We start from the raw sequence: 18,775 nt of genomic DNA, 5'->3' as shown, positions 1-18,775 counted from the left end.
GCACGCAGGATCATGATGCACGAGGCGACCGTGCCGTAGTCGTTGGCGACCCATCGAACGACCGCGAAGACGCTGTTCGGCTCGAAGCTGACGACGCGGCAGCTGCGGTCCACCGGATGCTCCTCGACGATGCGACCGAACCGTATCCACGACTCGACGCGCTTGGCCATCCACACGAGCTCGACATGCGTGAGGCTGGTCATGGCACGCCCCCCATGCATGACGACGGCGTCCCGGCGGCGCGACGGATGGTCTCGGCGCCGCGACAAGAGCCATCGGTTGCATCGATCCCTGACGATCGAAGGACATTTTCGGGTGGAGCTGAACTACAGGTCTTCCGACATAGGACTCGCATGCTGAAGAGACCTCGTTGGATCGGCTTCGATCTCCTGACGGACGGCGTGACGCCTGAGACGACAGCGTCCGGCTGGGTGGCGCTGTGTTCGTCGGATCGGGGACGTCGTGCAGGGCTGCCGCGGCACAACCGTCTTCGCGATGTCGAGCCACGGCGTGGTCGCCGGACGGCGCGATGCTCATCGACGGGGTGGAATTCCGGGCCGAGCAGTGGCTTGTGCGGCACCGCGCTTCGCCGGATGGACGGTCCCGACGCCCGGATCCGAGGTCGAGCTCTTCGTCGCGAGATCCGTCCAGGCCTTCAGGTCCTCGAGCGCGTAGACGACGCGACCGCCGATCTTGCGGTACTTCGGACCCGTCCCGTAGGTTCGGTGCTTCTCGAGCGTGCGACCGGACAGGCCGACGAAACGCGCCGCCTCGGGCGTGCGCAGAAACCGCGGCGGCAGGCCGGACAGTGGATCGGGCATGGCGGCTCTCCATCGTGGCGATGACCACCGCCGGACATCGGCGGCGTATCGGCATCACGATGGCGAAGCACGGTCGCGGAGAGGGATGGCGAAGACGGCCGCAGGTTTTGCGCCACCCCTCGTCCACGTGCTCGCTCGCGAATGGGAGTCGTTCGGTCGTCGTGTCAGCAGATACAGATCGCCTGCACGACGTCTCAGCCCGAACGCACGAGGAGCAGGTCGAGGTACCCGCCGCGCATCAACTTGGTTCCGGAGCGGACGAGGCGGATGGTGCGGTCACGCAGGTCGTGCGTCTTCCACGCCGGCCCTTTCGGGACACGCGCGTCGCCGAACAATCCCGCGGCAATGGCGCGATAGGCGTGCCCCGCCAGTCGACCATCGAGCGCACGCAGCGACAGCGCGAGGCGCTGTCGGCGCTGCCGGGTCAGAGGATTGGTTCGGTGAGAAGCACTGTGTCCATTCAAGGCGCGCCACAGCTGAAGTGCGGCCGCGATCCGGGCCGGGAAGCGCCCATCGAGTGGGATCAGGGCTGCGGCCGCGCTGCTCGCCGACATGCCCTCCGACAGCACGAGAGACACGCGACGACCGCCTTGGTCGGCGACCGCATAGGTGCCCTCGCTCGTCGTCTCACGGACCGTCGGCGACAGCGAGCCGATCGTCTGCGCGTCGCCGAAGCTCACCGGCGCAGGCGCGAGAACGACGACGCTCGGGTCGAGATGCGGAAGCCAGGCGACGGCAGCCTCATCGGCGCTCTGCTCGGGATCGAGCGCGAAAGGGCAACCCCCAGCGACGCGCGATCGTCTTGTCCGGAGTGGCGGGACGTTCGGCGGATTTGCGATAGTCGCGCTGGTAGGCAGGATTGCGCCGCAGGAATTCCCATGCGAGGTCGGCGGGATCGAGATCGGCGATGTAAGCATAGGCGGCCGGTGACCGCCAATCGGAACCGATTGGCATCCGCGATCTCCGTACGTCACGCGACAAACCCACTTACACACACCGGGGATTGTAGAGAATCGCCACGACAACGTGGCGATTCTACGGATCGAACTTCAAGAAATCTGAGGAACGGTGGGCAAGTTGGGACGTGTTCAAACGGCGGGCAATCGAGATATTCAGTAATTCTGATAGATATCGCTCTCCGCACGAGATCGTTGCACCGGATCACGAGGTGCAGGTCGCCCGTGGTCAGCGCGACCGCGCGCTATCGAGAAGATGGCGGTAGCCCTGCTCGGTCATCCACTTGGCCCGGCTCAGATGGGATTCGAACGCGCGTCGAGCCCGCTCGGGCTCTCGGGCCGGGTCGATATCGAGCACGATTTGCGCCACCTCGCGCCAGTCGGCACCATCGGCCTCGGCGTCGAGCAGCCGAAGATAAATAACCATGTGGCTCTCGTCGTACGCCGTCAGGCCCTCGGCGGTCGGAGCCAGGTCGGCGATCGATGGGGCGGGTGTCTGCTGGGACATCGTCGGTTCCTCACAACGCTCCAACGGACGAGCGCGAGCGGCAGCGAGAGCTGAGCAAAAGCGGCGGGTACTGGCAATCGCGCGCTCGTTGTACCTCACCGGCTCGACCAGGACACGACGCAAATCCTGCCGATGGCATTTTGTAGAGTATACTCCGTGGTGAAATACTCTACAACGCGCTGCCTTCTCGGCCATGGAGATCCGAGAGGTGCTGGCGCTCAACTTGAAACGGCTGCGGCAGGCGCAAGACCTGTCTCAGGAGGAGCTGGCGCATCGCGCCGAGATCGATCGGACCTATGTCAGCGCTCTCGAGCGCTGCGTCCACGCCGCCTCGATCGACGTCGTCGACAGGCTCGCGACCGTGCTCGGGGTCGAAGCTGCCGACCTGCTCCAGAGGCCTTCGGCATCGCCAGACGACGACGTCGCTTCGGCTGAATAGCGCGGTGTCCGCGCAGGCGCCCTCCGCCACGCGGCTCTCCCCTTCCGTTCCTTCTTCGCGCGCCGAAGAGCTCGGCGCGCGCCTTGCGCGGCCGCTCTTGCGGCCGAGTGGCCGCGAGCGCCCCGCCGCCGTAGGCGGGGCGCCGCCGGGCCGGCGCGTCAGTCGCTGACGCGGCGCGACCAGATGAGCGAGAGACCGTCCTCGCCGTCGACCTCGACGAGCGAGGCGTAGATCGGGCTCGCGAAGCTCGGATCGTCGAGCTTGACCGAGAGGTACTCGCGGCCCTCGGCCGAGGTCTTCTTCCAGGCGGCGCCGAACTCGGTCCGGCCGGCGAAGATGCGGAAGTCGGGGGCCTTCTCGTTCGTCTTCTCGACCGGCGCGATCCGCGCCTTGACGTTGAGGGTCAGCGTCTTCACCGCGCCGGTGTAGTCGCCGTTCTCGGACTTCTTGAAGGTGCCGATGGTCGCCATGGTGATCTCCTGTCTCGGTTCCGGGTCGCGCCGATCGCGGCCTCGATGGCGATCGAACGGCCGGGGGCGATCGGACCGCACCGCCACGCGGCCGCAGCGAAGCGGAGGACGGCGCAGCGGCGACTTTCTTGTCCCGCGAGGAATGCCGCGCTTCGAGACCCCGCTCGCGGGGCGCGCGGCAGGGGAAGAAAGTCGACCGGCCGCCGTTGCGGGCAGACGATCGAGGCGCAGCCGCCCCTCGGCCAGATTCGCCCATTCGAGATCCGCGTGGTGCGCCCCGGACGGAGCGCCAGGAGACGTGGCGGACTCTCGCCCCGCAAGAGCCCGAAGCGACCCGGCGTGTGAAGACCTGCGCCGTCGCACCGACGGCGACGGATCGCGTCGATCGAGAAGCGCCTTCGTGCCCTCGCTTCGTGATTTCCGGTCGGACCTGGTGTGCATGGAACGGCCGGGTCGAGACCCACACTCGGTCGTGCTCGACGATTCGGTGGGTCTCTATGCTCGATCGTCCAGAACACGAGTGGGACGCATGCCGCGGAAGTCGAACAGCGGGATGCCGAGCGCTCGTGCCTTGTCGGCGAGGTTGTCGGTGACGCCGGAGCCCGGGAAGACGACGACGCCGATCGGCATGGTCTCGATCAGCTGGTCGTTGCGCTTGAACGGGGCGGCCTTGGCGTGACGGGCCCAGTCGGGCTTGAAGACGATCTGTGGCACCTTGCGGGTGTCAGCCCAGCAGGCGGCGATCTTCTCGGCCCCGCGCGGTGTGCCGCCGTGTAGGAGGACCATGTCGCGGTGCTTGGCATGGACGCGGTCGAGCGCGGTCCAGATGCAGTGGTGATCGTTGAAGGTGACGCCACCCGCGAAGGCGATCTTGGCGCCGGTCGGCAGCAGGACCTCGGTCTCGGCGCGCCGACGCGCCATCAGGAAGTCGCGGCTGTCGATCATCGCGGCCGTGAGCGTGCTCCGGTTGACCAGTGACCCGGTGCGCGGTCGCCAGGCGTGGCCGGTGTGAACCTCGAACAGTTCCGCGGCCGTTTCGCGCATGAACTCGAAGCTGTTGCGTCGCTCGATCAGGGTGAGGCCCTGAGCGAGCAGGTGCTCGAGCTCGACGGATCGGACCTCGGAGCCGTCCTGCTCGTGCTGGCTTCGGCGCTGGCCGGCCTCGTTGGCATCGAGCTGGCGCTGTATGCGATCGATGCCGCGATGGAAGACGTTCACGACCGACCAGAGCAGATCGAGCAGATCGGGCTCGAGACGGGTGTCGCCGAGCGTCGCGACGAAGGCGTCGAACACGTCGGCGAGGGCGCCGCGCAGGCGGTCGGCATCGGGAAGCGGTCGCGGGTCGGGGTCGTCCTCGAAGGGGCGATGACCGTGAAGCTGCAGCTCGTCGAGAAGACGGGCGGTCGGTGACGCGGCGTGGTTCGGTTCGAAGTCGTCATGAATGAGCCGATCGTCGGTCATGGCTCGGGTCTCTCGTCGGGTGGCCGCGCCCATCGCGGCCTTCACGGCGATCCCCCGCCGGGAGCGGCGCGGGCCTGCACCCGGAGGGCCGCAGCGAAGCGGAGGACGGCGGAGCGCGCTCGTGCCTGTCGGAGAGGGCCACGTCGGATGCCGCGCGCAGCCGTTGCGGGCCCGCGCCGATTCCGGCCCGATCGCCCTCTGGAAGGCCGCGGCGCGGCCCGCCCGGCTCATGATCCGCACCGCTGGCCGGGGATGGCGATGACGATGCAACCGACCGCTCAGGACCGGCACGCGGCGAATCGCGTGGTGTCTTCGGGCATGAGCTGGCGACGGAGCGAAGCAGCGAACCCGATCGGGCCGAGAAGACGCAGGTCGACGTTGAAGTCGTTCTTCGTCGGGCTGAGCACGGCCGTCGCGATCCCGATCTCCTCGGCGCGGTCGCGGAGTGTCTGCGCGGCACGGCGCCCGGCAGCGTCGTCGTCCTGCGCGACGTAGAGGTGCCGGATGGTCGGCGGCAGGATCACGGCGGCGAGGTGGTTGGCCGACAGCGCGGCGATCAGCGGCATGTGCGGGAGTGCGCAGCGGATCGACAGCATGGTCTCGATTCCCTCGCCCGCAATGAGAACGTCGGCGACGTCACCGAACCGAACGCCGCTGCCGAGGAGATGCCCCATGGCGCGGCGAGGTGTGGCGAGTGGCGCCTTGCCGGCGCCGTCGTGAGCGAGCCAGGTGCGATGGACGCCGGTGATCGTGCCGTCGAGATCCGTGATTGCAGCGAGCAATGCCGGCCAGGTCTCGTAGGGACTGTTCTCGGTGGCGCGATGGAAGCAGCGTGGGTGAAATCGGAGCGCCGGAAGGTCGCCCAGATCGCCGATGCCGCGGGCGCGGAGATAGACCTCGGCGAGCGTGCCCCGGATCGGTCGCCCCATGGCGAACAGGCGCCGGGCGGATTCAGGAGAGCCGGCTGGCGTCTGTGGCAAGGGTGGGGCGGGTGCCGGGCGAGGCAGGCTGAGGAACCGGCGTGCTTCGTCGAGCACGTCCGGGACTTCGGTGAGCCGGCAGTTGCGCGCGATGAGGTCGAGGAGATCGCCGTGCTCGCCGGTCGCCGCATCGGTCCACTTGCCGGCGGCGCCCTTGCCGCCGTCGGACCCGTGCAGCCGGACATAGAGGCTCCGGCCGGGGGTGTTCTCGACGTCGCCGACCACCCAGTAGCGGCCTTGGCGGCGGCCGTTCGAGAGGTAATGGCGACACACGGCCTCGGCGTCGCGCGCGAGTCGCCTGGCGAGATCGGCGGCGGGTCCGGGCATTGTTCGCCTCCAAAGAAGTGGCCCGCCGATGAGGCGGGCCGGAGGTCTCCTGGGTTTGTTATTCGGCGGCGATGCCCGCCGACGCCTCGGAGTCTTCCTCCTCGGCCGCCGATCGGTCCATGGCCGGTTCACCGCCGATTTCCGCCGATTGCGCTTCGCCGTCGGTGACCTCGACTTCGGGACTCACGACGACGTCCTGCCCCGGCGTGCGCAGCGGCTCCGGAACCCAGCTCGTCCCCACGAGCAGCGCCTCCGCGGCGCTCGCCATCTCGGGCTTCTTGAGGTGGGCGATGCGGTCGGCCGCCGCCCTGCCCTTCGCCTCGCGTACCGCTTCGAGGATGCGGCCCTTGGTGACACGGCCGAGATAGGTGTCGACTGTCGGCCGCCATCCGACCGACGCCATGTCGAGGCCGACCATCTCGGCGAGGCGATCCGCGTGGGCGATCGCCTTGGGCCGCCGGTTCCAGCTCTCGTGCACGGCGTTGACGGTGAGCGAGACGCAGTGCGCGAACAGCGCCCGCCGGCTGTCGTGATCGAAGCCGGCGAGCCCGTCCCACAACGCGCTGGAGTCCTTCGGGAGCTGGGCGGACCACGCCGCATGCCGGGCGTCGATGGCCTGCGCCGACACGGTGTCGGCGAGACCGGGGGCCTGGCTGCCGAACATCGCGCTCTTCGGCTCGATCTCCAGGCAGGAGTCGAGGCCGTAGCGGTAGAACAGCTTCAGGCACAGGACATGGAGGGCCGCCAGGAAGGCGGCATCCGGGTCGTTGCCGAGCGCATCCCGCAGCGCCACAGTGCGGTGCGCGGTCAGGTCGGTGAGCAGCCGGTCGGGAAGCGTCCGCACGCCCTCGTCGTCCTCCGGCTCGGGCGCCGGGTCCCCGCCGACGGCCGGATCGGTGGCGGAGGCCGCCGCTTCGACCTTGCTCGCGCCCGTCGTGTCGGGCTCGGGCTCGCCGGAGGAGACGGCCGGCGGCTCGTCCTCGCGACGGACAAACCCGCGCTCGATGCGCAAACCGCCCGCCCCGTCGATGCTGACGAAGGCCCCGGCGCGGGTGATCTCGGCCGGGTCGTAAGCCATGGGGCGGTCGTCGAAGGCCGCGAGCGCGGTCTCGAACGCGGCGAGCCGCTGGTCGACCTCCTCGGGGATGCGGTCCGCGTCGGCATAGGCTTGCTCGAGCCCTTCGTACTCGGTCCGCAGCGCATCGCAGGCGCTCGCCTCCTCCTCGGTGAGCGACCGCTGCTGGCCGATCAACCGGCGAAGCCCGTAGGTGTGGCCATACGGGAAGTCCGGCGCGACCTCGACCCAGGCCCAGCCCTCGGCGCGAACGGCATCCGCCTCCCGATCCAGCTTTTCGGTGGCGAGCCGGTCGAGCAGCGCCGGGTCCTGCAGCCAGCCGCCCTCGTCGGACTGGAACAGGTCGCGCAGGACGATGCCGCCGGCCGCCTCGTACGCCTCGAAGCCGACGAACTGCGCCCGCTTGTCGGACGCACGCACCGCCCCTTCGGTGAGCAGGCGCCGGATCTGATACGGCTCCTTGGAGAAGGACCGCTGCACCGCCTCCCAGACCTGCTCCTGGCGGGCGTGATCGGGATTGATCGTGAACGCCATCAGCTGCTCGAGCGTCATGCCGTCCTCGGCATAGACGTCGAGCAGCGCCGGCGACACCGCGGCGAGGCGGAGCCGCTGGCGCACGACACCGACCGAGATGAAGAAGGCGGCCGCGATCTCCTCCTCGGAGCGCCCCTTCTCCCGCAGCGTCAGGAACGCCCGGAACTGGTCGAGCGGGTGGAGCGGCGCGCGCTGTACGTTCTCGGCGAGGCTGTCCTCCTCGGGCGTCCCGTCGATCCGGATGACGCACGGCACCGGCGCGGTGCGGGCGAGCCGCTTCTGCTTCACCAGCAGCTCGAGGGCGCGGTAGCGCCGGCCGCCGGCCGGGATCTCGAAGATCCCCGTCTCCGCGCCGGTCTCGTCGACGATCGGCCGGACCGTGAGGCTCTGCAGCAGGGTCCGACGGGCGATGTCCTCGGCGAGCTCTTCGATCGAAACGCCGGCCTTGATCCGCCGGACGTTGGACTGGCTGAGCACCAGCTTGTTGAACGGGATGTCGCGCGACACGCTGAGCGTGAGCTTGGGACCAGGCTTCGCCATGATGCTTCTCCACGACGGCCGGCCGGAGACCTCTCTCTCCGACCTCCAACCGTCATGGATCGGCTCGCCGACCTCTCACTCGCGCAGCGACGCGGCATCCGCGGGAGCCGCGATGTTGAACACCTCCGCCCCGGCGTCCCGATACGCCTCCGCGAGCACGGCGAGCGGGACGTAGGAGAACGCGTGCCACGGCTTCGGGCTCGGATCCTCGCCGACCGCCGGCATCGGTCCCCTGACGGCGAGGCGCACGACGTCGTCGAACGGAACCGTCCGGCTGTCGATGACCGGCAGGCCCGCAGCGATGCAGCAGGCCTTCACATGATCGCAATCGTAACCGCTGAGCGTGGCGCCCCGCGCATAGTGGATCGTGAACCCACCACGGTCGATCGACAGATGTCCGCCCTCGGTGCACAGGGCGCTCTCGATATACTCGGCGTAATCGAACTCGTCCGAACCATCCCGTTTGCTCATCGTCGTGCCTCCGCGACGGATGCCACGACCTGTCGCGGCGCTGATCCGTCACGACGCAGACGGCCACCCTCGGACCGAGAGCGGCCGTTCCTGTGGTGCGGCTTCGAAGGGTCAGATCGGGTCGGCGTGCTCGTGACCAGTGAGATGACGATCCGGAGCCGAAATGGAGCCGCGAGCGTCGAGGTCCGGCTGAAAGGCGAGCAGATAGTCCGCGGCCTTGGACGCGGCCGAAGCGGCCCGGACGATGGCGCGGTTGTCCTCCCGCATCACCTCGAGCCAGGAACCGAGATAGTCTGCGTGTCGCACGGTCGGCACGATGCCGAGCGACGCGCATGTGAACGCCGCCGTCATCTCGGCGACGAGCTCCTCCTGGGCGTACTTCTTCGAGCCGAAAGATCCGGAAAGGTCGCGGGCCAGCCGGTGCTTGGCGCCCGACCAGTGACCGAGCTCGTGCAGCGCGGTCCGATGCCAGTTCACCGGCTCGAAATAGGACTGCGGCGGCGGCACCCTGACGATGTCGGCCGTCACGTCGTAGAAGGCGCGATCGCCGCCGATCCTGATGTCCGCTCCGGTGGCGCGGATCAGGGCTTCGGCCTGTGGCAGGATCAGGCCGGTCTCGACCGGCGGAGCCGCTGCCGCGACCCCGTCCGGAAGGCCGTCGCACTGCTCGGCGTTGAAGACCGTGAACCGCTTGAGAAACGGGATGGCCTGCGCGTCCTCGCCGGTCTCGCGCGCCCGCTCGCGCTCGCGGTCGGGAACGAAGCGATCGGCGAACACCACCGTGGTCCCGCGCTCGCCCTTGCGGACGCTACCGCCGAGGGCAAGGGCCTGCCGGAAGGTGAGCCAGCTCTGCGACGAGAACCCGAGCGCGACGACAGCGCCCCACAGGATGAGCACATTGATGCCGGAGTATCGCCGTCCCGTCGATGCATTCTTCGGCATCGCGAGCGGCGCCCGCACCGCCGAGGATCCCCACGGCTGAACCCACGGCACGCGGCCGGTCGCGAGCTCGGCCATGATCCTGGTCGTGATCTCCTCGTAGAGGTTGGTCCGGTCCTTCGCGGTTCGGCCGCGAGCCGCGGCACTCGCCTGCATCCGGGTCATGGCGCATCCCCATGACGGGCCAGCCGAGAGCCTCTCTCTCAACCTCCAATCCCGTCACGGCGAACCCGCCGGGCTCTTCCTCTATCGCGACTCGCGCCAGATAGAGCGAGCAAGCTCCTCCATCCGGATTGCACGCCAGATGCTCCGGAAACGCTACGCGCCTGCCGAACGTCTTTCAATTTCCACGCCGTTGCGCTCTAAGAAGTCAATTCTACATAAAAGCGCTGGCAATCAGGATGGCAAACGGACCTGTTCCGGTATCCTCTACATCTGCCGACGACGGCATTGTCGCCGTCCCCCCAGCAACACTCGTCGCTCTTTCTCAATCAAAACAGCTGAAGCGAACTATCCGCCGGCCCGAGCTTCACCAAATGGTGCCTCTCGCTGACACCACGATTTACGAGATGGAGCGACGCGGCGAATTCCCTCGGCGATTCTACCTGACTCCGCGCTGCGTCGTTTGGGATTTAGCGGAGGTCGAAACGTGGATCGAGCAGCGCAGGCGAGCATCTGAGGCAGCTCAGATTAAGCGCGCTCCACACCCGAACGTTCGGCAACGCAAGGTGCGGCCTGTCCGAAGCTAGGCCGAGACTCCACAGGCGCCTCAGGTCCGAGATGCATCGAGGGTGGATACAGGATCGGCTGTCTTCGCCGTCCCTCTACCCAAGCGTCTATCATGTCCGCCCATTCCTGCAGCATGTGGCGCCGCTGCTGTTCGTACTCTGCCTTGTTATAGACGCCCCGTGAAGAATGCCCCTCCTCGTGGGCAAGACACTTTTCGATCCAATCACGATTGAATCCGAGCTCGTTTAACAGCGTGGATCCGGTACGACGGAGATCGTGCACAGTGAAGGGCTCGAGCGGGAGGTTCTCCTTGTTTGCGCGGGCGACCACCGCGGCCGTAACGCGATTGAAGGTCGCGCGCGACATCGGCGCGTCTGCGTCATAACGCGATGGCAGCAGGTATCGCGAATTGCCGGCGCATGTCTTGAGCGCGATCATGATATCGAGTGATTGTTGCGACAGGTACACGTTGTGAGCCCGCCCACGCTTCATTCGCTCCTTCGGAATCGTCCAAACCACATTCTTGAAATCGACCTCGTCCCATAAAGCATCCTGCAGTTCGCTCTTGCGCACCATGGTGAGCAGGATCAACCTGAGTCCGAGTCGAAGGGTCGGCAACGTCGGCACGTGCTCCAGCTGGTTCAACAAGATGCGGATTTCGGCCGGCGACAGCGCGCGATCCTTCGGCACGAAGGTCGCAATCGAAGCTGGTCGCACCTCGTCGGCCGGATTGGTTACCTTTTCACCGTGCAGGACCGCGAACCCGAAGATCTGCTTGACGATATCGCGGACGTGAACGGCGGTGGCCGGGGCGCCGCGGTCTTTCACCTTGGCGCAAAGTGCGCGCAGGTCATCGGGTGAGACCTCGTTCAGTAGTCGGTTCTTCCATACTGGTGCGATATCGCGATCGAAGATCGTACGGCGCATCGCGCGCGTACTATCGGCCATCGGAGCTTCTTTGAACCACCGCTCTCCAAATTCACCAAAGCTCTTTGCTTCCTTGAGACGGCGTTTCTCCCGCTGCTTTTCTTGCGCCGGTGATCGGCCCTCCGCCACTGCCCGGCGCGCCGCCATGCACAACTCGCGTGCCCGAGCCAAGCTAATGCCGTCCTGGCCATATCGCCCGACCGTCAGCGTCTCGCGGCGACTGTTCAGACGGTAGTCGTAGCGAAAGACGATCATGCCGGACGACTTCACAACCGCATACATGCCGTCACGGTCGGAGACCTTGTAGTCTTTGTCCCGTGATTTCAGCCGCTTGAGCGCAACGTCCGTAAGCATCGGCACACCCCCTCAACTAAAATACCGTCAGCCGAAAAGAAGGCCCAAAACGCCATTTTGTCTCTAATTTTCAGTTGTTTAGTTCGATGGAAAATACCGTCAACCGGTTCGGAGATCGACGGTATCGCTGAAATCGGCTCAAGGCAAGGCAATGCGCGCCGTCAAGCATACCGACATTTTGGGATGCTTGACGACGATAGTCCGCGATAGAACGTGAGTGGAATTATTCTTTTAAATCAGGCCATTGATCAATTTCGGCGACCGTTCTCGATAGTCGCCGAACGACCTCGGATCATTCCCACTCGATCGTGCCGGGGGGCTTCGACGTCACGTCGTAGACGACGCGGTTGACGCCTTTCACCTCGTTGATGATGCGGGTGGCGGCGTGGCCCAGGAACTTCATGTCAAAGGGGTAGAAGTCGGCCGTCATGCCGTCCGTCGAGGTGACGGCGCGCAATGCCACGACGTAGTCGTAGGTGCGGCCGTCGCCCATCACGCCGACGGTCTTGACCGGCAGCAGCACGGCAAAAGCCTGCCAGATGTCGTCGTAGAGGCCGGCGCGGCGGATCTCCTCGATGTAGATCTCGTCGGCATACCGGAGGATTTCCAGCTTCTCGGCCGTGATCTCGCCCGGGCAGCGGATCGCGAGGCCGGGCCCCGGGAACGGGTGGCGGCCGACGAAGACGTCGGGCAGCCCCAGCTCGCGGCCGAGCGCCCGCACCTCGTCCTTGAACAGCTCGCGCAGCGGCTCGACGAGCTTCATGTTCATGCGCTCGGGCAGGCCGCCGACATTGTGGTGCGACTTGATCGTCACCGACGGCCCGCCGGTCGCCGAGACGCTCTCGATCACGTCCGGGTAGAGCGTGCCCTGCGCCAGGAACTCGGCGCCGCCGAGCTTCTTGGCCTCCTCCTCGAAGATGTCGATGAAGGCCTTGCCGATGATCTTGCGCTTGTCTTCCGGGTCGGTGACGCCGTCGAGCGCCGCCAGGAACTGCTCGCGCGCCTTCACGTGGACGAGCGGGATGTTGTAGTGGCCGCGGAACATCGCGATCACGCGCTTGGCCTCGCCGCGGCGCAGCAGCCCGTGATCGACGAACACGCAGGTGAGCTGGTTGCCGATCGCCTCATGCAGCAGCACGGCGGCGACCGCCGAGTCGACGCCGCCCGAGAGGCCGCAGATCACCTTGCCGGAGCCGATCTGGGCGCGCAGCTTCTCGATCGCCTCCTCCTTGAAGGTGCGCATCGTCCAGTCGCCCTCGCAACCCGCGACCTTGCGCACGAAGTTGCGCAAGAGGAGCGCGCCGTGCGGCGTGTGCATCACCTCGAGGTGGAACTGGGTGCCGTAGAAGTGGCGGGTCTCGTCGGCGATGATCGCGATCGGGGCGTTGGGCGAGGTGCCGACCACCTTGAAGCCCTCGGGCGGGCGGGTGACGCGGTCGCCGTGGCTCATCCACACCGGATACTTCTCGCCGACCTGCCAGATGCCGTCGACCAGCAGGCACTCGTCGGTGACCTGCACCTCGGCGCGGCCGAACTCGCGGTGGTGGCCGCCCTCGACCAGGCCGCCGAGCTGGTGGGCCATCGCCTGCTCGCCGTAGCAGATGCCGAGGATCGGCACGCCGGCCTCGTAGAGCGACGGCGGCGGCAGCGGCGCCCCCTCCTCGTGCACCGAGGCGGGGCCGCCCGACAGGATGATGCCCTTCGGGCGCATCGCGGCGTAGGCCTCGGCCGCCTTCTGGTAGGGCACGATCTCGGAATAGACCCCCTCCTCGCGCACCCGGCGGGCGATGAGCTGGGTGACCTGGGAGCCGAAGTCGACGATGAGGATCTTGTCGTGTTTCATGGCGCTCGGGTTAGCGGATCGGGGGCTCCGCCGCAATCCGGGCCGCCCGCAACCCACGGTGAAATCGTGGGCGAAGCGACGTCTCGCTCCGTCGTGCTCGCTCCTTCGTAATAGTCCCGAAAGGCGGACCGGCGATGATCCGGGTGACGAGCGCCCGTCCCGCGCGCGAAGCGAGCCTGCCATGCCTGTGTCCCCGGCCGTCGCCCCCCCCTGCCCCGACGAGGGCGCCGATGCGGAGGCCCGCCGCCGCGCCCTGTTCCTGGAAAGCCCCGCCCAGCGGCTTCAGCGCATCGCGCTCGGCACGGCCTGGTCGCTGAAAGGCCCGCGCGCCGCCGGATTGCCGGCGCTGCTGGGGCTGTGGGCGCGCGACCTCCTCGGTCGGCCCGACGGCCTGCCCGATCCGGACCGTACCGTGAACCCGTTCGGGGTGTGCGGCATCGTCCACGACGCCTCGCCCGCGACGCTGACGGCGGCCTATGGGCGCGGCCTGTTCCCGTTCGCCCATGTCGGGCCGCTGAAATGGATTTCGCCCACCGAGCGCTGCATCCTGCTGCTCGACGAGCTGCACATCGGGAAAAACCTGCGCCGGCAGTTGCGGCAGGGCCGCTACACCGTCACGTTCGACCGCGACTTCGAGGGCGTGATCACGGCGTGCGCGAGCCCCCGCAAGGGTCGCTGGCATCTCACCTGGATCACGCCGCGCATCATGCGGCTCTATGCCGAGGCGTTCGACGCCGGCCATGTCCACTCCTTCGAGGTGTGGAACGCGGCGGGCGAACTCGCCGGCGGCGGCTACGGGCTGGCGGCCGGCGGGGCTTTCTTCACCGAGTCGCAGTTCTCCAGGGAATCCAACACCTCGAAGATCGGCTTCACGGTGCTGCACTGGCATCTGGCGCGGTGGGGCTTCGCTTTCGACGACGGCAAGTGGCCGACCCCGTCGCTCCTCGACATGGGATTCCGCACGGTGCCGCGCAGCGAGTTCCGCGCCCTGCTCGCCGACGCCGCCACGCGCCCCGGCAAGCCGGGTCGCTGGAGCGTCGAGACCGACCTCGCCACGGTCGCGGCCTGGCAGCCGGGCGGCACGGCGAAGGCCGAGAAGGATTGAGGCCCGTGTCCCGGGAGCCGCGTCAGGCGGCCCGGGCCGCGATTCTGGCGATCTCCTCGCGCTTCGCCGCGGCGGCGATCTTGAGGTCGTAGGCGGTCTGCAGGTTCATCCAGAACTCCGGCGTCGTCCGGAAGAACGCCGCGAGCCGCAGCGCCGTGTCGGGCGTGATCGCGGTCTGCTCGGCCGCCAGCCGCTCGATCCGGGTCCGCGGCACGTCGAGCTTCTTGGCGAGCGCGCCGGCGCTCATCGCGAGCGGCACCAGGTAGTCCTCGCGCAGGATCTCACCGGGATGGACGGGGGGCAGGATGCTGGACAAGTCGGCCTCCGGGCTCAGTCGTGATAGTCGACGATCTCGACCTGCTCGGGGCCGGAGTCGGTCCACACGAAGCAGATCCGGAACTGGTCGTTGATCCGGATGGAATGCTGCCCGGCGCGATCGCCGACCAGCGCCTCAAGGTGATTGCCCGGCGGCGAGCGCAGATCGCCGAGTCCGACCGCTTGATCGAGCATCGTCAGCTTGCGAACGGCGCGGCGCACCAGATCGGCCGGAAACCCTTTGGCCGCCCGGCCGGAGGCGATCCTCCTGGTCCGCGCGTCGCGGAACGAGCGGATCATGTTTGTATCATGCCATGATACAAACGGAGCCGCAAGACGGACGCTCCGGGAGGCGCGTCACCCCTCCCGGCGCAACATGCTGACGAAAAACCCATCCGTGCCGGTGCGGCGGGGGGTCATCAGCAGCCCTTCGGGAACGGTCAGGACCGAGTCGAGGAAGGCCGGCGCCTTGTCGCCCAGCACCGCGACCGTCTCCTGCGCCGGCACGAGGGCGAAGCCGGGGTGGCGGGCGAGAAACGCCTGGATCTGGTCGGTGTTCTCGTCGGCCAAGAGCGAGCAGGTGACGTAGACGATGCGGCCGCCCGGCCGCACCAGGCCGGCGGCGCGGTCGAGCACGGTCCTCTGCTGAGCCAGGCGCTCGGACAGCGAGCCCGGCCGCATGCGCCACTTGGCGTCGGGGTTGCGGCGCCACGTCCCGGTGCCCGTGCAGGGCGCGTCGACCACCACCAGGTCGGCGCGGCCGGAGAGATCGTCGAGCACGTCGACGTCGGGGCGCGGCGTGCGGACCTGGACGTCGCGCACCCCGGCGCGCTCCAGCCGGGCATGGATCGGCGCGAGGCGGCGCATGTCGAGGTCGGTGGCGTAGAGCTGGCCCTTGTTCGCCATGCTGGCGGCGAGCGCCAGCGTCTTGCCGCCGCCGCCGGCGCACAGGTCGATCACCTGCTCGCCTGGTCGCGCCGCGGCCAGCAACGCCGCGACCTGCGAGCCCTCGTCCTGCACCTCGATCTGGCCCTTGATGAAGGCGGGCTCGGCATGCACGGGCGGGCTCTTGGCGTCCGCCCCGATGGCGACGCGCAGGCCGACCGGCGACCACCGGGTCGGCTGCGGCTTCAGGTGCGCGAGCTCGGCCAACAGCTTGTCACGCAGGGCATTCCTGTCGCTGTCCTTCGACGCGGCGAGGGTGTTGACCCGCAGATCGAGCGGCGCCCGGTGCGCCAGCGCCCGGCCCTCGGCGACCCGATCGTCGCCGAACACCCGGGCGAGCGGCAGGTCGAGCCACTCCGGATAGTCGCCGGCGACATGGGCGGGCGCGTCGGCGATCGCCCCGCCACCATCGGCCGCGGCGGAAAGCGCCGCGCGCTCGTCCGCGGTCAGAGGATCCGGCGCGAAACGGCCGCCATCGAACAGCTTTTCCAACGCCGCCAGATCGAGGCCGCGGTCCAGCCGCAGCATCCCGAGCATCGCGGCCCGCGGCGTCTGAGCGCCGAGCAGATGGGCTGCCGAGGCCTTGCGGCGGAGCGCGTCATAGACGAGGCCGGCGATCGCCGCGCGGTCGCCCGACCCGGCGAAGCGGTGCGACAGGCCCCAGTCCTTGAGAGCGTCGGCGGCGGGACGGCGGCGGGCCTCGATGTCGGCGAGAACCTCGGTGGCGGCGGAGATGCGAGCTGAAGGCGTCATGCGCCCCTGTCCCACACCGGGGGCCGAATATCCAGCACCGACCCGCGCCGGACCGGATCGCGGTCGGCCCAGCATATTGACAGCTTACTGTCGTTATGATCGTATCCTGTCATGTCAGGACGCTTCCACGAGACCCAGACTCCCGAGGGCGACGCCCTCACCGCGCTCATGCTGGAGACCTTCCGGCTCAACGGCCGCCTGCTCGCCGCCGGCGACCGGCTGGTCGCGCCGATCGGGCTGACCAGCGCGCGCTGGCAGGTTCTCGGCGCCATCGCGATGGCCGGGCGCGGCGCTCCGGTCGCCCACATCGCCCGCGACATGGGCCTCACCCGCCAGTCGGTGCAGCGCGTCGTCGACGTGATGGCGGCCGAAGGTCTGGTCGGCTTCGCCGCGAACCCACACCACCGCCGCGCCAAGCTGGTCGTGCTGACGGCGCACGGCCGCGCGACCTACGACGCCGCGATCCTGCGCCATGTCGGCTGGTCGAACGGCCTCGCCGACGGCCTCGTCGCCGACGGCCTGTCGGCGAACGACATCGTCGGCGCCACCGCGCTCATGCGCACCCTGGTGGCGCGGCTCGAGGCGGCGCTCGCGCCTGGCGCCGAGACCGGACCGCAGGCCGAGCCCGACGCCGGACCCGAGCCCAGTCCCGGCGCGGGTGGCGAGGCGGCTCCGAGCACGGCGTGACCCGATTCATTGCGACAGACGGAGATTGCGATGTCCGCGACCGACACTCGCCCGGCCCCCGCCGGCGCCCTGCCCGTCGTCCACGGCCTCGCCGGGACGGCCGCGTTCCTGACCATCCTGACCTTCTGGACCACCACGGTCTGGTCGGAGCTGCTCGCCGATCTCGCCACCGTGGCGGCCGTCAAGCAGGCGATCGCCTGGGCGCTGCTGCTGCTGGTGCCCATCCTCGCCGTCACGGGCCTGTCCGGGCTGCGCCTCGCCGGCGGCGCCACCGCCCAACCGAATGCCGCCCGGCCGAACGCCGCCCGGCCGCTTCCCCCGCCCGCGATCCGCGCCAAGCTGCGCCGCATGCCGATCGTCGCCGCCAACGGCGTGCTGATCCTGGTCCCCTGCGCGATCACCCTCGCCGTGCTGTCGGCGCGTGGGGACTTCGGATCGACCTTTCAGGCCGTGCAGGCGCTGGAGCTCCTGGCCGGCCCCGTCAATCTCGCCCTGATCGGCCTCAGCATCCGCGACGGCATCCGGCTGGCGGGTCGACATAGGCCGTCGGCGAGGTGACCCGGCACAGCGTCCCGCGCGCGTGCCTTTGCGGTTCACCGTCGGATCGAGCGCGTCGACAGCCCGGACGCCCCGCGAGGCCCGTTCGCTCCCGCGCCGAAGCACGAAGCCCCCGATCGTGTCGAGCTCGGACGCTCGAAAGCCGAGTGTCCGGACACGGCTGGTGTGTCGAGCGATTGCACATCCGCGGAAATCATCGCGGGACCGCCGCAAGGCCGGGCGGGCGCTCAGAGCACCGCTCCACCGACGATTGCCGCACCCCTGAGAGTTCACACCAAACAATTGACGTTCAAAAGAAAAATTTGGAGCGGGTGAAGGGAATCGAACCCTCGTCATCAGCTTGGAAGACTCCCGAAAAGCTGAACCAGATCAATGCGTGTCGAGACAATTTCGATGGCTCAGAAGCAGCCAAATCGCCCGAAAGTTCAAACCTCTCGCGACCGAAAAGCTTCTACTTTCGCGAGAAGACAGCAGTTGCTGCTCCGGGACCGCCGACCGCTGTCCTAAGCGGGCTGCGCGAGCCCTGCCACGTCTGCGCAGTGGTTCCCTGCCCGGCCTGCTCCGAGTGCCACCCCTCTTCGACCCGGCCCCCAGGGCAGGTCTGGATTTGCAGACCATCACCGTTCGAAATCTTCCACACCCGCTGAAGCAGCGCGCCCGGTACGCCAGCGGCGAGCCGCTGGCCGACAGCCGCATTACCCTGCATCCCCCAACAAACCAGCCGAGGCATCATGAGCAAAGCGACCCAGATAAAACGCGAGTACTCGTGCGTCTGCACAGTCACCATCGTCGCCAGCACACATGCAGAGACACGCGAAAAAGCGAAACGCAAGCTAAGTGACATATTGTTCGGCGTGGTGAAGCGCGATGTGCAAGTCGAGGATGGACGATTCTTTCTTCTAGAGTCTGATTCGGATGGGGTGAAGTCTACGGTCGCTCGCATGTCTATAGGCAAAATCTCGCCGCAGTCGCACAATGAACTCGAGCAAGAGCTCGCAGGTCATCCGGTCGCTGATGATTGGTAAGCGGTCTTCTTTC

The 18,775-nt window shown here is 68.0% G+C and carries 22 protein-coding genes; 6 read left to right on the top strand and 16 right to left on the bottom strand.

What is annotated here, in order from left to right:
• The 5 genes from ABTU92_RS25280 to ABTU92_RS25260 form a co-directional block, all read right to left on the bottom strand.
• The coding region (locus ABTU92_RS25280) for a DUF2840 domain-containing protein (RefSeq protein ID WP_408094372.1) at nucleotides 1-203 on the bottom strand (203 nt) is incomplete at its 3' end.
• Nucleotides 204-533: 330 nt separating this feature from the next.
• Nucleotides 534-821, bottom strand: coding sequence for a helix-turn-helix transcriptional regulator (locus ABTU92_RS25275; RefSeq protein ID WP_408094371.1), 288 nt, complete (start codon nucleotides 819-821; stop codon nucleotides 534-536).
• 194 nt (nucleotides 822-1,015) lie between these two features.
• Nucleotides 1,016-1,501, bottom strand: coding sequence for a DUF2285 domain-containing protein (locus ABTU92_RS25270; protein WP_408094370.1), 486 nt, complete (start codon nucleotides 1,499-1,501; stop codon nucleotides 1,016-1,018).
• Nucleotides 1,502-1,562: 61 nt separating this feature from the next.
• Nucleotides 1,563-1,775, bottom strand: a complete 213-nt coding sequence (locus tag ABTU92_RS25265) for a transcriptional regulator domain-containing protein (RefSeq protein WP_408094369.1) — start codon at nucleotides 1,773-1,775, stop codon at nucleotides 1,563-1,565.
• A gap of 231 nt (nucleotides 1,776-2,006) precedes the next feature.
• A complete protein-coding gene (locus ABTU92_RS25260) occupies nucleotides 2,007-2,285 on the bottom strand; it encodes a DNA -binding domain-containing protein (protein ID WP_408094368.1) in 279 nt (92 codons plus the stop codon).
• A gap of 193 nt (nucleotides 2,286-2,478) precedes the next feature.
• On the opposite strand from ABTU92_RS25260, the gene ABTU92_RS25255 reads away from it, so the two are divergent.
• Complete coding sequence (locus tag ABTU92_RS25255) at nucleotides 2,479-2,724, top strand: helix-turn-helix domain-containing protein (RefSeq protein ID WP_408094367.1); 246 nt, start codon at nucleotides 2,479-2,481, stop codon at nucleotides 2,722-2,724.
• A 158-nt stretch (nucleotides 2,725-2,882) separates the two neighbouring features.
• Here the strand turns inward: ABTU92_RS25255 and ABTU92_RS25250 are convergent, their stop codons facing one another.
• From ABTU92_RS25250 to ABTU92_RS25225, 6 genes are all read right to left on the bottom strand, one after another.
• A complete protein-coding gene (locus ABTU92_RS25250) occupies nucleotides 2,883-3,194 on the bottom strand; it encodes a DUF736 domain-containing protein (protein WP_408094366.1) in 312 nt (103 codons plus the stop codon).
• Between the two features lie 495 nt (nucleotides 3,195-3,689).
• Nucleotides 3,690-4,655 (bottom strand): DUF2493 domain-containing protein, encoded by a 966-nt coding sequence (locus ABTU92_RS25245; RefSeq protein ID WP_408094365.1) that lies wholly within the window; start codon nucleotides 4,653-4,655, stop codon nucleotides 3,690-3,692.
• Between the two features lie 278 nt (nucleotides 4,656-4,933).
• Entirely contained in the window at nucleotides 4,934-5,962 is a 1,029-nt protein-coding gene (locus ABTU92_RS25240) for a toprim domain-containing protein (protein ID WP_408094364.1), read from the bottom strand.
• Nucleotides 5,963-6,020: 58 nt separating this feature from the next.
• The gene (locus tag ABTU92_RS25235) at nucleotides 6,021-8,111 is read right to left on the bottom strand and encodes a ParB/RepB/Spo0J family partition protein (protein ID WP_408094363.1); all 2,091 of its coding nucleotides are present in this window, start codon (nucleotides 8,109-8,111) and stop codon (nucleotides 6,021-6,023) included.
• Nucleotides 8,112-8,186: 75 nt separating this feature from the next.
• Nucleotides 8,187-8,582 (bottom strand): hypothetical protein, encoded by a 396-nt coding sequence (locus ABTU92_RS25230; protein ID WP_408094362.1) that lies wholly within the window; start codon nucleotides 8,580-8,582, stop codon nucleotides 8,187-8,189.
• Nucleotides 8,583-8,693: 111 nt separating this feature from the next.
• Nucleotides 8,694-9,686, bottom strand: a complete 993-nt coding sequence (locus ABTU92_RS25225; protein WP_408094361.1) for an ArdC family protein — start codon at nucleotides 9,684-9,686, stop codon at nucleotides 8,694-8,696.
• Nucleotides 9,687-10,021: 335 nt separating this feature from the next.
• Between ABTU92_RS25225 and ABTU92_RS25220 the strand changes: the two genes are divergently transcribed.
• Nucleotides 10,022-10,270: a helix-turn-helix transcriptional regulator gene (locus ABTU92_RS25220; protein WP_408094373.1), complete on the top strand. Its 249-nt coding sequence runs from the start codon at nucleotides 10,022-10,024 to the stop codon at nucleotides 10,268-10,270.
• Here the strand turns inward: ABTU92_RS25220 and ABTU92_RS25215 are convergent.
• Together ABTU92_RS25215 and guaA are read right to left on the bottom strand one after the other, a co-directional pair.
• The gene (locus tag ABTU92_RS25215; RefSeq protein ID WP_408094360.1) at nucleotides 10,212-11,531 is read right to left on the bottom strand and encodes a tyrosine-type recombinase/integrase; all 1,320 of its coding nucleotides are present in this window, start codon (nucleotides 11,529-11,531) and stop codon (nucleotides 10,212-10,214) included. The genes ABTU92_RS25220 and ABTU92_RS25215 overlap by 59 nt on opposite strands.
• Before the next feature lie 292 nt (nucleotides 11,532-11,823).
• The gene (guaA, locus tag ABTU92_RS25210) at nucleotides 11,824-13,374 is read right to left on the bottom strand and encodes a glutamine-hydrolyzing GMP synthase (protein WP_408094359.1); all 1,551 of its coding nucleotides are present in this window, start codon (nucleotides 13,372-13,374) and stop codon (nucleotides 11,824-11,826) included.
• Between the two features lie 181 nt (nucleotides 13,375-13,555).
• Between guaA and ABTU92_RS25205 the strand changes: the two genes are divergently transcribed.
• On the top strand, nucleotides 13,556-14,479 hold the full coding sequence (locus tag ABTU92_RS25205) for a leucyl/phenylalanyl-tRNA--protein transferase (RefSeq protein ID WP_408094358.1): 924 nt from the start codon (nucleotides 13,556-13,558) through the stop codon (nucleotides 14,477-14,479).
• Nucleotides 14,480-14,501: 22 nt separating this feature from the next.
• On the opposite strand, the gene ABTU92_RS25200 is transcribed toward ABTU92_RS25205, so the two are convergent.
• From ABTU92_RS25200 to ABTU92_RS25190, 3 genes are read right to left on the bottom strand one after another with little or no spacing between them, the layout of a single operon-like run.
• Nucleotides 14,502-14,795 carry a HigA family addiction module antitoxin gene (locus ABTU92_RS25200; RefSeq protein ID WP_408094357.1) on the bottom strand — a complete coding sequence of 98 codons (294 nt, stop codon included), beginning with the start codon at nucleotides 14,793-14,795 and terminating at the stop codon, nucleotides 14,502-14,504.
• 14 nt (nucleotides 14,796-14,809) lie between these two features.
• Nucleotides 14,810-15,094 (bottom strand): type II toxin-antitoxin system RelE/ParE family toxin, encoded by a 285-nt coding sequence (locus ABTU92_RS25195; protein WP_408094356.1) that lies wholly within the window; start codon nucleotides 15,092-15,094, stop codon nucleotides 14,810-14,812.
• 57 nt (nucleotides 15,095-15,151) lie between these two features.
• Nucleotides 15,152-16,492, bottom strand: coding sequence for an RsmB/NOP family class I SAM-dependent RNA methyltransferase (locus ABTU92_RS25190; RefSeq protein ID WP_408094355.1), 1,341 nt, complete (start codon nucleotides 16,490-16,492; stop codon nucleotides 15,152-15,154).
• 111 nt (nucleotides 16,493-16,603) lie between these two features.
• On the opposite strand from ABTU92_RS25190, the gene ABTU92_RS25185 reads away from it, so the two are divergent.
• The 3 genes from ABTU92_RS25185 (at nucleotide 16,604) to ABTU92_RS25175 (ending at nucleotide 18,762) form a co-directional block, all read left to right on the top strand.
• On the top strand, nucleotides 16,604-17,179 hold the full coding sequence (locus ABTU92_RS25185; protein WP_408094354.1) for a MarR family winged helix-turn-helix transcriptional regulator: 576 nt from the start codon (nucleotides 16,604-16,606) through the stop codon (nucleotides 17,177-17,179).
• A 30-nt stretch (nucleotides 17,180-17,209) separates the two neighbouring features.
• The gene (locus tag ABTU92_RS25180; protein ID WP_408094353.1) at nucleotides 17,210-17,737 is read left to right on the top strand and encodes a hypothetical protein; all 528 of its coding nucleotides are present in this window, start codon (nucleotides 17,210-17,212) and stop codon (nucleotides 17,735-17,737) included.
• A 731-nt stretch (nucleotides 17,738-18,468) separates the two neighbouring features.
• Nucleotides 18,469-18,762: a hypothetical protein gene (locus ABTU92_RS25175; RefSeq protein ID WP_408094352.1), complete on the top strand. Its 294-nt coding sequence runs from the start codon at nucleotides 18,469-18,471 to the stop codon at nucleotides 18,760-18,762.
• The last annotated feature ends 13 nt before the right edge of the window (nucleotides 18,763-18,775 follow it).

Source organism: Rhodoplanes sp. SY1, assembly GCF_046000175.1.
Taxonomy (GTDB): Bacteria; Pseudomonadota; Alphaproteobacteria; order Rhizobiales; family Xanthobacteraceae; genus Rhodoplanes.
The sequence above is the reverse complement of the archived record's forward strand: the minus strand, read 5'-3'. Positions and strand labels throughout refer to the sequence as shown.